Origin of the sequence: Hymenobacter glaciei, assembly GCF_039539585.1 — a bacterium.
Lineage (GTDB): Bacteria > Bacteroidota > Bacteroidia > Cytophagales > Hymenobacteraceae > Hymenobacter > Hymenobacter glaciei.
Genome location: NZ_BAABDK010000035.1, coordinates 21,454 through 34,024, shown reverse-complemented (window position 1 = coordinate 34,024; position 12,571 = coordinate 21,454). Strand labels below are relative to the sequence as shown.

General features: G+C 64.0%; 14 protein-coding genes. 10 read left to right on the top strand and 4 right to left on the bottom strand.

Features of this window, described 5'->3' with window-relative positions; genetic code table 11:
- Positions 1-11 precede the first annotated feature (11 nt).
- Positions 12-1,004 carry a hypothetical protein gene (locus ABD837_RS23505; RefSeq protein WP_345059486.1) on the top strand — a complete coding sequence of 331 codons (993 nt, stop codon included), beginning with the start codon at positions 12-14 and terminating at the stop codon, positions 1,002-1,004.
- 126 nt (positions 1,005-1,130) lie between these two features.
- Positions 1,131-1,451, top strand: a complete 321-nt coding sequence (locus tag ABD837_RS23500; RefSeq protein WP_345059484.1) for a helix-turn-helix domain-containing protein — start codon at positions 1,131-1,133, stop codon at positions 1,449-1,451.
- A gap of 2 nt (positions 1,452-1,453) precedes the next feature.
- On the opposite strand, the gene ABD837_RS23495 is transcribed toward ABD837_RS23500, so the two are convergent.
- The gene (locus ABD837_RS23495; protein WP_345059482.1) at positions 1,454-2,329 is read right to left on the bottom strand and encodes a S24 family peptidase; all 876 of its coding nucleotides are present in this window, start codon (positions 2,327-2,329) and stop codon (positions 1,454-1,456) included.
- 120 nt (positions 2,330-2,449) lie between these two features.
- Between ABD837_RS23495 and ABD837_RS23490 the strand changes: the two genes are divergently transcribed.
- From ABD837_RS23490 to ABD837_RS23465, 7 genes are all read left to right on the top strand, one after another.
- Complete coding sequence (locus ABD837_RS23490) at positions 2,450-2,770, top strand: hypothetical protein (RefSeq protein WP_345059480.1); 321 nt, start codon at positions 2,450-2,452, stop codon at positions 2,768-2,770.
- Positions 2,771-2,865: 95 nt separating this feature from the next.
- Positions 2,866-3,453, top strand: a complete 588-nt coding sequence (locus ABD837_RS23485; protein ID WP_035565256.1) for a hypothetical protein — start codon at positions 2,866-2,868, stop codon at positions 3,451-3,453.
- A 9-nt stretch (positions 3,454-3,462) separates the two neighbouring features.
- Positions 3,463-4,494 carry a hypothetical protein gene (locus tag ABD837_RS23480; RefSeq protein WP_345059476.1) on the top strand — a complete coding sequence of 344 codons (1,032 nt, stop codon included), beginning with the start codon at positions 3,463-3,465 and terminating at the stop codon, positions 4,492-4,494.
- Entirely contained in the window at positions 4,382-5,224 is an 843-nt protein-coding gene (locus ABD837_RS23475) for a hypothetical protein (RefSeq protein ID WP_345059474.1), read from the top strand. The genes ABD837_RS23480 and ABD837_RS23475 overlap by 113 nt, the downstream gene beginning before the upstream one ends.
- Positions 5,221-5,631 carry a VRR-NUC domain-containing protein gene (locus ABD837_RS23470; RefSeq protein WP_345059472.1) on the top strand — a complete coding sequence of 137 codons (411 nt, stop codon included), beginning with the start codon at positions 5,221-5,223 and terminating at the stop codon, positions 5,629-5,631. The genes ABD837_RS23475 and ABD837_RS23470 overlap by 4 nt, the downstream gene beginning before the upstream one ends.
- A 36-nt stretch (positions 5,632-5,667) precedes the next feature.
- Positions 5,668-5,853: a DUF3606 domain-containing protein gene (locus ABD837_RS25090; protein WP_425554387.1), complete on the top strand. Its 186-nt coding sequence runs from the start codon at positions 5,668-5,670 to the stop codon at positions 5,851-5,853.
- Between the two features lie 322 nt (positions 5,854-6,175).
- The gene (locus tag ABD837_RS23465) at positions 6,176-6,592 is read left to right on the top strand and encodes a hypothetical protein (RefSeq protein ID WP_345059470.1); all 417 of its coding nucleotides are present in this window, start codon (positions 6,176-6,178) and stop codon (positions 6,590-6,592) included.
- Between the two features lie 10 nt (positions 6,593-6,602).
- On the opposite strand, the gene ABD837_RS23460 is transcribed toward ABD837_RS23465, so the two are convergent.
- Positions 6,603-10,085 carry a class I SAM-dependent DNA methyltransferase gene (locus ABD837_RS23460; RefSeq protein ID WP_345059468.1) on the bottom strand — a complete coding sequence of 1,161 codons (3,483 nt, stop codon included), beginning with the start codon at positions 10,083-10,085 and terminating at the stop codon, positions 6,603-6,605.
- A gap of 300 nt (positions 10,086-10,385) precedes the next feature.
- On the opposite strand from ABD837_RS23460, the gene ABD837_RS23455 reads away from it, so the two are divergent.
- A complete protein-coding gene (locus ABD837_RS23455; RefSeq protein ID WP_345059466.1) occupies positions 10,386-10,745 on the top strand; it encodes a hypothetical protein in 360 nt (119 codons plus the stop codon).
- A 292-nt stretch (positions 10,746-11,037) separates the two neighbouring features.
- Here the strand turns inward: ABD837_RS23455 and ABD837_RS23450 are convergent, their stop codons facing one another.
- Complete coding sequence (locus ABD837_RS23450; RefSeq protein ID WP_345059464.1) at positions 11,038-11,529, bottom strand: hypothetical protein; 492 nt, start codon at positions 11,527-11,529, stop codon at positions 11,038-11,040.
- Positions 11,530-11,724: 195 nt separating this feature from the next.
- A complete protein-coding gene (locus ABD837_RS23445) occupies positions 11,725-12,438 on the bottom strand; it encodes a GAF domain-containing protein (RefSeq protein WP_345059462.1) in 714 nt (237 codons plus the stop codon).
- Positions 12,439-12,571: the final 133 nt, after the last annotated feature.

The window sequence follows — 12,571 nt, the reverse complement described above, 5'->3', positions numbered from 1 at the left end:
AACAGGCATTCGTGGCCGTTATTCGCCAATACCCCATTCCAGTCGACGCACTTCCGCTGGAAGTAGGCGACGCTTACGAAAGCCTGGCATTCGACCTGAGCGACTGGCTGAGCGCACCCAGCCCGTTTTCTTCCGATAACCTGGTCGACTATTTCGAAGAACACCTGGCCCAATGCGGCACCCCCGAAACTCGAATCAGGTACCTGTGCCGGTTGACGATGGGAGGGGGCACAAACAGGGAGGGATACCCCGAAGCAGCCGATGACCTCAAGCGGGTGCAGGGCACGTCACCCATCCGCGCCTACGAGGAGGACTACAACCGCACGCTGTTCATCGACACATACTTTTTCTCCTGGTTGGCCGTGCGGCTCACCGAAGCAGTTTGCGAGTACGCCGGCAGCTCCCGGCTGCGCGGGGCCAGGGCCAGCCTGTGGGCCGAATGGGAGGCTACGGCGCAACGCCGGGTGATGTACCGCACGGACGACCACAGCACCCGGCAGCTGCTCCGCTACTTGTTTGGGGTGCTGATACCCTTTGCCGGGCGCAGCCGCACCCAGAGCCTCGGCAACGTGGCCGAACAGTTCCGGCAGTCAGTGCCACGGCCAGCTCCCGCCGCCAAGCCGCCGCTGCCCCCGCCCGATGCCAAGCCGCAAAACCTGGAAATGCTGTGCCAAAACGGACTTACTCCGGCCAACGTCCGCGACCTGCTCGCACAGCTCGGTGCCATCGACGCCCAAACCGGCCACTGGCACTTGGGCGAGTTGACCGGCAAGCCCGGCAAAGTGAAAAGTGCCTTCCCCGCCGCCTATCGGGCCTTGGCCGATAAAGGGCTACTGCTGAAGCTGGAAGGGCCAACGTGGCGGCAAATCTTCGTAACCGAGTTCAAGGCTGACATCAGCCTGCGCATGGCTAACTACGACACGAAAGGCCAAGCCAGCAACGCCTTTCACGATTACTACGCCGAGTCTCTGCGTTGGATTACCATCTGGAAAGCAGAACATTGATTTTCGTGCAGACCTTACGTGCGTTCGTGCGGGATTCGTGCGGACTTCATGCGGACGATTGACCCCGCATGAAAAACAGGCTCCCTTTGTGCCGTCGCTGGCCAACACCCCCAGCGGCACCCGCACATGGAGCCCTTCATCCTAAGCCCCGTTCCCTATGCTCAGCTGCTCGAAGACCTGCGGGCCATCTTCCGGCACGAAACCAACCAGCGTCCCGCCACGGCCCAGGGCACGTCTGACACCCCTGCCACCGACCTGCTGACCGTGCAGGAGGCCGCCGAGATGCTTGACGTGTGCCCCCAGACCGTCCACGAGTGGAAGCGCCGCGGCCTGCTTACCTACCACAAGATGGGCCGCCGCACCTACCTCAAACGCGCCGAGGTACTGGCCGCGCTCAAATCCGAGAAGCGCACCGTCAAAACCGGAAAGGGGGCCGGCCGTGCGTAGCGCTATTTCCGCGCCGTGGCCGCGGCCCCCTGGTTCAGAAACTGCCGCACTTCGTTGTAATCGTGGCCCAGCAGCTCAATCACCTCCTGCAGCCGCTCCATCAGGCGGGCCGCCGTATAGTCGGGCTTGCCCGGAATGTTCGACGAGAGGTAGCCCCGCACCATCCACAGCTGCTGCAAATCCTCCACCGGCAGCTTGTAGGGCTTGAAAGCGGGGTTGTCCGAGTGCAGCTCGAACGTCCCGCGCCGGTCGGTAATCACGGCCGGAATGCGCTTGAGCAACAGGTTTTCATGGGTTACCACCACGTAGCACTCATCCGGTTTGAGCAGGTCCAGCCGGTCCACGCTCTTGCACACCACGATGTCGCGGTGCCGAAAGGTCGGGTACATGCTGTCCCCGTCCACCTCAAACGCCCGGTACTCGCCGTACTCGAAACCCGGCAGGTGGTACGATTTCATGTCCTGCAGGTACACCGCCTCGTTGCATAGCGTCGGGTAACCCGCCTGCACCGACAGCGGCACCAGCATCGTGGTTTCGTTGCCCGTCCGGTCCAGCGTCACGGTCAACACCTGTGCGCTGCTGAACACCGCCCGCGGTAGTTGCGCCGCTGGTTTAGGCATTTCAATAGCGGCCGGCTGCGCGCTGTGCAGCATCGGCCCCTTGCCCATCAGCAGCCACTCGGCCGATACATCCGGAAAGGCCGACAGCAAATCCGTCGTCGTTTCATACGACGGCTTCACGTCCCCGCTAAGCACTTTGTACAGCTTTGAGGACCGGGCGTAGCCCAGTTTCTGGTTCGCTTCATAGGTGCTAAGGCGGTAATGCTCAAAAAGCTGCTTGATGCGGCCACCGGTGTCCCCATCTACGCCGGCTGACATTTCTTTTTTGGGTTGTTGCTCAACAGATTCCATAAATGTGGGCCTCGTTTAGTGTACATTAGGCAGTGTATTTCCGCATTTGTGCGTTAATTGCCTTAGTAATTCTTACAAATGTACGTCATGAATAACAAAATGTACGTCACGGATAACAAAATGGAAAACAAGGATAGTAAAATGGAAGACAGGGATAACAAAATGGACAAGCCACCCACCCTGCACGAGCTGATTAAGGCTCTCGGCGACCGCACCAATGTGGTCGGCGACGCCCTGCGCCGCCTCATCGAGCAGGGCCACACCTATACGCGCTCTGCCATCTACACCACCATCCAGCGCGACGGCCGCAACAACCCCATCATCGCCACCGCCGTGCTCGACGCCATCGAAGCCGAGAAGCAGGCCCGCGCTGCGTTCGACGCCCGCCGCCAGGCCCTGGCCGCCTAAGCATAACCCTCTTCCTGATTCTCCTTGCGCACAATGCCCTAAAAAAGGCATTGCTGGCACCGCTTTGCCCATTCCATCCCTAATTCTCGCCAACCATGTCCCAGCTATTACCTGTCGTCGGCCCAGCCGGGTCCGTCCCAGACAATCCTGAGGCCGCTGCCTCCATCATCACCATCCAGAAGGCCAAACTCAAGGACCAGCACCTAACGTGCGAGTTCACCGAGCAGCGCACCCAGGACGCGCCCCCGCGCAGCTTCGCCCTGACCTGTGCCGAACAGGTTCACCCTGACCTCACCCATCGTCTCAGCCGCCTGGTGCCGCACCTCTGCCTGCTCACCGAGCAACTGACCGAAGGCCCCGACTACTGGCCCGACGAATCCGAAGAGTTACCCGCGCTATTCGAGCAATTCACCGTCACCGGCTTCTCGATGGGCCGCAACCAAAGCGGAGTCACGCTCATAGGCCAGCGCGAGCTAATCGGTGGCCGGGTGCTCAACCTGACCACGCCCTACCAGTCCTTCGATGACGAGCAGGGCAGCTACCTCTACGCTCCCCTGCTCGAAACCGAGCTGTTGGAGGCCTTAGCCGAGGTAGAGGCCGCGCTACGGGGCAAATGCACCGAATTCCGCCAACTCGATTTGTTCGAGCAGCCCGCCGCCGCGCAGCTTGGCGGGGCCCAGTAGCCCGCCGCCGTGAATTATGTGCAGCACACCCGCGCCGCCCACGAGTGGCTACGCGCCCAGGCCGGGGCCACCCCGCACCACGTCAGCCTGTATTGGGCCCTGTTTTTCCAGTGGAACGCCGCCCGCTTCCCCGCAGCCCTCGACCTCGACCATGCCGCCACCATGCAGGCTGCCCGCATCGGCAGCCGCCATACCTACCGCGCCGTACTGCGCGACCTCGACACTTGGAGCCTGCTTACCTACCACCCCAGCCAGTCCCGCTACGACCAAAGCCGTTGCCTCCTGCGCGACTTGTCCTGTCCCGACGTGGCACAACCCAGACCCGCCGCACCAGGGCCAGAAGTGGCCCCGATGAACCCCCGCACCGAGGCCACTTCTGGCCCACATAAAACCGCCGCATCGGGGCCAGAACTGACCCAAGCACTTAGGCCAGAAGTGGCCCCGATGAAGGCTTCATGTGGGCCAGAAGTGGCCCAAGACACTATAGTAAGTAAAACAATACTCTTAAACAGTGTAGTAGTAAACAGCGCTGCCGCTGCGCAAAAAAATAGGGGAGGGGCTTCACCCCCAGACGACGGGCATTCAAAAAAGCCGGAACTGTCCGACGATTCCCAGCCGCCGCCAGGCGCAGCCCCCAAGAAAAAAGTTGCGCAAAAAAAGAAGGGGGTACACGCCGACACCATCCGCGCTGCGGCCACCGCCCCGCCCAATCAATCGGCCCGGCGCGGCCCAGCCCCTGACCTGCCCTTCGCTCAATCGGTGATAGCCTCGCTCGAAGACTTCACCGCCGCATTTGCCGGCACCGATTACGCCCTGGCTGACCTGCCTTTCTACCACGAGTTGGTCGCCAGCTGGCGCGACAAAACCACCGGCGAAGCCCCCCGCCGCAAAGATTGGGTAGCCACCGCCAAACGCTTCATGCTCAACGATGCTCGCGATAACCGCCTCAAACTCGCTCCCGGCGTCCACCGCCCCAACGCTGCAGCCGGCCACGCCGGAGCACGCCCTACTGGCTACCGCAGCAGCCGCTACGATTCGTGAGCTGGCCCGCACCCCCAACGAGGAAGCCAGCGAAATCGTGGCCGAAATGTCGGTGGGCCTCAACCGCACCGTGGCCCTCGCCGCCCCCAAAATCTTCCAGCTCAACCACCGGCTCGGCGAGGCCACCGTGGTCAAGCTGCTGGTACTTCTCCTCAAATGCTTCGTCGACTCGGTGCGCGTACCCGACAAGCTCGGCCCGGCCGACATCATCGAAGTGGCCGACACCCTGGCCCAAACCTACACCCACGACAGCATCAAGGACATTCTGCTGGCCCTCAAAGAAGCCCGCACGAGCGGCACCATCTTCTACCAGGCCCTGGATGCCAGCCAGATTTACGCCATCATCAACGCCTATTTCGACAAGAAATCCACTTGGCTCGAAAGCCAGCACCACGACCGCAAGGCCCAGGGCAGTAGCCTGGAGCACAGCGCCGTGGCCCAGCTCCGCCAGTTCGGCCCGCAGCTGACGCAGCACCTGCAGCTGCGCATCGCCCCCGACCACCCCAACGCCGACCAACTGCGCCGCAAACTCAGCCTCACCGCCGCCCGGGAGCGCCGCGGCCTCATCACCCCCGCCCAGGCCGCCCAAAGCCGCGCCGACGTGGCCGCCGCCAACGTCCGCAAAGCCCGCGCCGACTGGCAGCCCCGCCCCGAGGCCCAGGCCGCCATCAACGCCCGCCACCGCACCGAAGACCAGGCCCTGGCCGACAAATACCGCGTCCGCTCATGAACCCCGAACCCCCCGCCATGGCCCTCGCCCGCAAGCACGACCAGCTGCCCCTCGACCTCGGCCAGCTCTACGCCGCCGACATCACCGGCGCCATCCTGGCCTTCCTCACCCACCACGGCTACACCGTCTGGCGCCAGAACACCACTGGCATCTACGACGCCGCCAAAGCCCGCTGGCGCGTAAATCCCCAAAGCCGCCGCGGCGTCCCCGACATCATCGGCTTCCGCAACCGCGACGGCCTATTCATCGGCGTCGAAGTCAAAGCCGGCCGTGACCAGCTCCGCGACGACCAGCGCACCTTCCTCACCGAGCTCAAAGCCGCCCACGGCCTGGCCTTCGTCGCCCACGATTTCGCCCAGTTCCAGCAGTCGTTCGAAAGCCGGGGGCTGCATCGTCAAGCCGCCTGATAAGCCTCAGCCCAAGCCACTAATCTTGCTTTCCCCCTGCCCGATAACCTCCAAGACCGCGGCCCCGCCGACCGTGCCCGCGTCAACGTCAACGAAACCCACGAAGTCCGCTACCGGGCCCAGAAATTCAACTGCTCCGCCGAGCAGCTCCGCGCTGCCGTCGCCAAAGCCAGCGTCTTGGCCGATGCCGTGGACCGGGAGCTACGCAACCGTGCCGCTTAGAGCCTATCCCAATAGGGCGAAAAAAGAACGGTCATGCAGAGCGCAGCGAAGCATCTTTACCGCACAACTGCCTCTTTTACATGGATTGCTGCTGCGGTAAAGATGCTTCGCTGCGCTCTGCATGACGGCCATTTGGGATAGGCTCCTGGCTTGCCGTTAACCCAGCATCTTCCTGTCGCCACCTTGAAGCAAGCCCTTTCCTAACCGAAAGGGCTTTCTGTTACCCATGGCCCCGGCAAGGCCGCGAAAGCGTAAAACGGCCATACATTTGGCAACCCACCACGCCCCCCCGGCGCAGCCCCCCGTTCCCTTCCCCTCGTTAATGACCCCTGCTTCTCCCAGGCTGTACTTCGAAAACGCCGTCGGCCGCCTCTACGAGCACCCCGACGGCTACGCCCTTTTCCGGTTCAGTGCCGGCCAGCGTAAACTGTCCGAGTTGCAGGGCCTGTTCCGCCACGTGCGCCACGTGTTGGAGCGCAACGGCTGGCATCACTTCCTGTCCGACCAACGCCTGCTGGCGCCCTTCACCCCCGAGGAAGTCGACTGGCTAGTGGATTACTGGCGCGACACCGCCGCCCAGCACCCGGCCGGGCTATACGGGGCCGTCGTAATGTCCCACAATGTTTTCACCCGCCTCGCCATGGGCCAGATTGTGCAGCAGGCCAACACCGCTAGCATGTATTTCCGCCGCTTCGAAACCGAAGCCGAAGCGACGGGTTGGCTCGAACAGGTCGGGTAGGGGTTTCGCGCTACATCGCATACGCATCCATTTCCGGCACGTGCCGCACCAGCGCCAGCTCCGCCAGCGACTCCAGCAGCGGCTGCACCTGCGCGGCCCGCACCTTGCCCGCAAAGCAGCCCGCCACGCCCGCCGCCGTCAGCGCCCCCCCCGCGCTGCCTTCCACCACCTCGCGCACGGCCCGCATCTGCTGTGCCAGTCCCGCCGGCCACTCGCGCCGCACGGCCGTTGCCTCGCTGCCCGCCACTTCCGTGGTCAGCCCCTGGCGCATCGACAGCTGCTCGCTGCCCGCGCCCGCCGGGGCCTGGTAGGCCGGCCGCAGGTAGCGCACCGTGCCCGCCGCTTCTTCCGCCGCCCGCTGCTGGTTTAGCTGCACCAGCCGCGTCAGCAACTCCGCGTCGGGCAGGGCGGGAGCCCAGCCGTAGGCCGCCGCCACGGCCGCATCGAGCTGCTTGTGCAGCTCCAGCACCACGGCGGCCAGCCCGTTTTCGTGGGTTACTTGCTCCTTGGCCGTGAGGGGCAGCCCGGCCCGCAGCTTCTCCACCACGTTGTAGAGGTCGGTGAGGGTGAGCGTGGGGTGTTGCGCCTGCTGGCGCTTGCGGTGGCCGTCGAGCTGTTCGGCCAGCTTACGGATTTCCGCCTGTTGGGCTTCGGTGGCGGCAGGGAAAGGGAAGGGGTCAAAGCACCGGGAATTGTTATAAATAGGGTCATTTCCAACCCCAAGACGACTGCCAGTCGCTAACGACCAAACTGTATGGATTTTACTTGAAAGTACGCCGAGATGATAAGCATCATCAGACGCAACAATTACAATCCTGTCATCAGGAAGCGTATTTGAGTCTAAGAAAACGAAGAAGTTATGCTTGGATACACGTAGTGTAATGATGAAACGGCTCAAGGCTGCTGTTGACACTCGCATATCGTCACGAGTTCTACCATGAAGCCACCATTTCTTTTTCACTTGTGGCTCACGACTTTGGTCCCTTTCAGGTTTGACTCTCTCAAGAATTCGTTGAAAGGCAATAGGGTTCTGCTGTAAAGCCTCACTTTCTGTAAATCCAAAGAAGTCAATTACAAGCACGCCCCTTCCGTTTGCTGCAAGGTCACGCCCGTTTACATAGGCACGAATTGTTGCTCTCGTCTTATCGTTGTCAGAAGCCATCATTTGCTTAGCTTCTTCCTCTTCTAAAATAAACCCGGCTCCATATAACTGAACGCCTCTGTTCGAAAGTCCTGCATTTGCCTTCAAAGAAGTGGTGCTATCTACATCAGCTCCGATTGACAAGTCTGGCATAATCTGGCCCTGCTGTTCCTCAAACGTCACTTCAGCCGCTTCTTCTCCTTCGGCCACGGCTTCCGTTTTCAGCACCAGCAGCTGGCCCGCAGAGCCGGCGGTGGTGCGTTCGGCTACCGTCATGGCGATGCGCACGGCGGCCCCTTGGGCGGCATCTACCCAGGGGTGGTCGGGAATGGCGAAGGTGAGGGTGAGCAGGGCCGGGTCGCCTTCCAGGAAGGGCTGCATCACGCGGCGGTTGAAGGTTTGCTTGAGGCTGTTGGTGGTGATGAAGCCGAACCGCTCGGCGGGGCCGCGCTGCACGGCGGCGGCGGCATTGTACCACCAGTACATCACGAGGTCGGCCGAGTCGGGCACCTTGCCTTTGTAGGCGCGGCGCAGGGCTTCGGTGTAGCCGTCGCCGAGGGCGTCGCGCATGCGGGCCGGCCCCACAAACGGCGGGTTGCCCACGATGAAATCGGCTTCGGGCCACTCGGCGGGGCGGGGGTTGGGGTAGTCGAATACCGGCATGCGGGCGGTTTCGTCGGGCACGGGCTGGCCGGTCGTCGGGTGCGGGCGGGTGGTGCCGTCCCAGCGGGTCACGGGCTGGCCGTGGGCGTCGAGGCGGGGCGTGGGCGCGTCGTGGCGCAGGGCGGCATCCTGCTGGCGGATGTTGCGGTACTCGTCCAGCAGCGGCTCGGCCAGCTGCGTGATGCCGTTGGTGCGCAGGTGCCACTGCAGGTAGCCGATTTTCAGCACCACGTCGGCAATGGCCGCCGCCCGCGGGTTCAGCTCCAGGCCCAGCAGCTGGCGCGGGCTCACCGTGGTGCCGCCGCCCAGGTCGAGCAGGCCCGTCTGCCCGTAGCTGTTGATAGCAGTCAGCACTTCGCCTTCCAGCCGCTTGAGGTGCTCCAGCGTCACGTACAGGAAGTTGCCCGAGCCGCAGGCCGGGTCCAGCACCCGCACCGACGTCAGCCGCCGCAGAAACGTCACCAGCTCCTCGCGGGCTTCCCGGGGCTTGTTCTCCTCCAGACGCCGGGCGCTGGCTGCCTGCGCCGCCGCCCACTCCCGGCGCAGCGGCGCTACCACGGCCGGCACCACCAGGCGCTCCACGTAGCGGCGCGGGGTGTAGTGCGCCCCCAGGCTGTGCCGCTCTTTGGGGTCCAGGGCCCGTTCCAGCAGCGTCCCGAAGATGGCCGGCTCCACTTCCGCCCAGTCGGCTTTGGCCGCCTCGCGCAGCAGCGTCAGCTGGTCGGCATTCAGCGGCAGCGCCGAGGCATCATGAAACAGCTGCCCATTAAAGCGCCGCAGCTTGGCCCGCAGGTCGGGTGCGAAGCCGCCTTTGTCCATCGTATGCCACAGGCTTTGCAGCGCATCAGGCAGCAGGCCCCGCAGCTCCGCCGTGGCCGCGTAAGACGCCAGCAGCCCCGAAAACGAGTGGTTCGGAATCAGCGCCACGTCCTCGGCAAACATCGTGAACAGGCAGCGCATCAGAAACTGCGCCACCACGTCGGAGGCGTGCCCGGCCCGCTCCAGCTGCGCCGAGAGGGCTGCCAGCTGCCCGGCCAGCTGCCGCGTCACCTGCGCCGCCCGCCGGCTCGGGTCCAGTTGCTGCGGGTCGGTGAAGAGCTGCGTCAGCCGGGCCCGCACTTTCTCGTCGGCCAGGTCACCCAGCCGCAGCCGGTACGTCTGCGAGTCCGGAAAGGGCACGTAGTTGTCGCCCACCCCCGCGAAGTTGCTGTACAGGTCGATGCAGAAGCCCACGTCGACCACCACCACAAACGGTGGCCGGGGTTCCGAGCCGGGCAGCGCCCGCACGTAGCCCAGCGCCTGCTGGCGCGCCGCCTCCATCATCTGGCCCCACTTGGCGGTGCCGCGCACGGCGTGGCCCTTGCGGCGCTTGTCGGCGGGCAGGCCCAACTCGGTTTTGGCCGCCTTGGCCTGCTGGTCGGGCGTGTCGGTGCCCTGCTTGGTTTCCAGCACGAAGCACCCGCGCTTGTAGAGGTCAATGCGGCCGGTGCTGCCCTTGCCGCCGGGGCCGCCGTTGCTGAACGTCACGGCCCGTTCCAGCACGTAGGCATCCTGCGCGGGGTCGTCGGAAGTGGCATCGGGCCGGGCCACGCCCAGCAGGTCGCAGAGGTCGGTCAGAAACAGGCCATAGTTGGCCCGTTCCGCGCCGCCGGATTTCAGCCAGCGGGTTTCAAAGTCGGTGTACAGCACGTGGGGTAAGGAGTCCTTGCGGCGTAGGGCGGCTTTCCGAAAAAAGCCAGCGGGTGGGCAGAAGGGCGAAGGTAGCTTTCATTGCCAACGGTTGCTAAACCGTTGGCCTGATTTGCCGAAAAACTGTTTTCCTGTTGACTAGCTTTGCTTGCTGTCAGCCAGGCAGAATCCGCCTTTTCCTTCCTGATGGACCGCAAAAGCTCAAAACCCAGCGGGAACCGTGGCACCATCTTCGCCTTGGGCAGTTTGCATCGTCTCCCGCACCCCGCCGGGGGCATCCGTACCCCATTCCCCAACCCCATGAAAATCCTTACTCCCTTCGCGTCCCTGCTCTTCGCCGGCGTGCTCGCCTTCGCGGCCAGCGGCTGCAGCAAGAAGTGCAGCGACGAAGACCCCCGCGCCCGCATCACCAACAACGGCACCCAAAACGCCAGCGTGCAGATAAAGACCTCCGGAGGCAGCACCGTCAACATCAACAACGTGGCCGCCGGGGCCTCGTCCGACTACGCCAACTACGCGGCCGGCTCCACCACGTTCACGCTCAAGGTCAACAACGTCGACTACGTCAAAACCACCGACGTGAGCAAGTGCCACGAATACACCATTGCCATCGACCGCAGCAACGTCATCACCGTCACCGACACCGACCGCAATAACTAAAGCCGGTGCTTCCCTGTCTGCGCCGGATTCAATCGCCGCATTTCACGCCAAAACAGAACGAGCGGGCCACCAGGTCCGCTCGTTCTGTTTTACCCTCATACCCCAAAATGCGGCCGGTCCTTAAACCCCGGCTAGTTGCCGGAGACCCCTCCGGGGCAAATGCACCCGCGCATCGGCCGCCTTCATCCGCCGCGCGATAGACGCAGCAGCACCCCCGACTATGATACCTCCCCATCGGCCAGCCGAAAGGCCACGTCCAGCGCCGGCGTACTCACCAAGCTGTTGCCCCAGCCTACTGCGCGTCGCCCGGGTGCAGGTGCTGGTACAGCAGCTGCGCGGCGGCGTTCAGCAGAGGCTGGTCGGTGGTGCGCTCCTGGCAGCGCTGCAAGTCATAGTGGCATAGCGTCCCGAAGGCCTTGCCCTGCCCATCGCGCATGAGCGCGCCGCAGTAGGAAATAACCGGCGTTTCGATGCCCAGTGCCTGCGGGTCCACGGCGGCGTCCAGAATCTGCACCGGCGCCTCGTGGCGGCCCACCAGCGAGCAGTACGTGGCGGCCATGGGCGCGTCGGCCCCCAGCCGCACGTCGTCTAAATTCCGGTCAAACAGCACCTCGCTGCGCAGCATGTCCCCATCAAAACGGTACACGCCCGTGTAGCGGTGCGCCGTGCGGTGGTTCAGGTAGCCCAGGGCCGCGTGCACCCCCTGCTGGTCCAGCAGCACGGTAAATTCGGCTATTTCTGCCTGCATGGTGTCTTCTTCGTTAACGGTAGTTTCGTTCATCATAGGTAGGGGGAAAGCCCGGCGGGCGGGCACCCAAGGCAGCTGGTAGGCCGCCGGGCTTGTGTGCCGTTTTAGGCATTGTTGAGTAATGTCAGTACGAACCAAGACCATTGCTTGTTGTTTGCGGCAACTCGGCCCCTTGCCAGGCCATTTCCGCCACCACCAACCGCGCGGCCCGGCGCCACGCCATTTCTTGCATTAGAAACGGTGGGCATCCAGCACCCCTTGCAAGTCGTGCAGGCGGCCTTCCACCTGGGCCAGAAAGGCCGTCGGCACGGGTACCTGGCTGCCGTTGCGGGCGTTGAGATAGCGCACCAGCGAGTTAAGGGCTCCGATTTCTTCCTGCAGCTCGGCGCTCAGCTGCACCCATTGGGCTTCGCCGGCGTCCGGGCGGGCGCGGCACCGGTAGCGCACGGCCAGGGTGTGGCTCACCAGGCCCGCGAGCAGCTCCAGAATGCGCTGCTCGTCGGGGGTGAAGGGGCGGGGCGCGCGGTCGATGAGGCACAGCGTGCCGAGCGGGCGTTGGTCCGGCAGCCGCAACAGGGCCCCGGCGTAGAAGCGCACGTGGTTTTGTTCCGCCGCCCGCAGGGCCTCGGCCGGAATAGGGGGGTGGTGTTCCAGCGTCACGTCGTGGTAGACCACGGCCCGGGCCAGCGAAATGGCGGTGGAGCACAGGGACTCCGCGCGCGGCCGCTGGCGGTGGCCGGGCATGCCCACGTTGGCCGGGAAATGCACGTCGGCTTCCTCCACCACGGACAGGAGCGAGATGGGCACCTGGAACAGGCGCGCGGCCAACGCGACGAACTCTTCGAACACGGGCTCGGCCAGGGCGGTGAGCACCTCGAAGGAACGCAAGGCCAGGAGCCGGGCGGGTTCGTCGTTGGGCAGGGCGGAAGGGGGAAGGGTTGCCATGCGGGCAGCAGGAAAAAGCGAGCGACGGGCGCAAGATAGTCATCCGAAAACGGCTCCCATACCGACTGCACCGGGCCGTGGTGGTGAAATTCGCCTAAACCAAAAAGAGCGGCCCACCGCGTCCGCTTCGTTT

Bases quoted from the DNA above. Each gene is read 5' to 3' on its own strand.
- ABD837_RS23490 (WP_345059480.1), top strand. From the start codon at position 2,450: ATGAATAACAAAATGTACGTCACGGATAACAAAATGGAAAACAAGGAT.
- ABD837_RS23465 (WP_345059470.1), top strand. From the start codon at position 6,176: ATGACCCCTGCTTCTCCCAGGCTGTACTTCGAAAACGCCGTCGGCCGC.
- ABD837_RS23455 (WP_345059466.1), top strand. From the start codon at position 10,386: ATGAAAATCCTTACTCCCTTCGCGTCCCTGCTCTTCGCCGGCGTGCTC.
- ABD837_RS23495 (WP_345059482.1), bottom strand. From the start codon at position 2,329: ATGTCAGCCGGCGTAGATGGGGACACCGGTGGCCGCATCAAGCAGCTT.
- ABD837_RS23450 (WP_345059464.1), bottom strand. From the start codon at position 11,529: ATGATGAACGAAACTACCGTTAACGAAGAAGACACCATGCAGGCAGAA.
- ABD837_RS23500 (WP_345059484.1), top strand. From the start codon at position 1,131: ATGGAGCCCTTCATCCTAAGCCCCGTTCCCTATGCTCAGCTGCTCGAA.
- ABD837_RS23475 (WP_345059474.1), top strand. From the start codon at position 4,382: ATGCTCGCGATAACCGCCTCAAACTCGCTCCCGGCGTCCACCGCCCCA.
- ABD837_RS23470 (WP_345059472.1), top strand. From the start codon at position 5,221: ATGAACCCCGAACCCCCCGCCATGGCCCTCGCCCGCAAGCACGACCAG.
- ABD837_RS23445 (WP_345059462.1), bottom strand. From the start codon at position 12,438: ATGGCAACCCTTCCCCCTTCCGCCCTGCCCAACGACGAACCCGCCCGG.
- ABD837_RS23485 (WP_035565256.1), top strand. From the start codon at position 2,866: ATGTCCCAGCTATTACCTGTCGTCGGCCCAGCCGGGTCCGTCCCAGAC.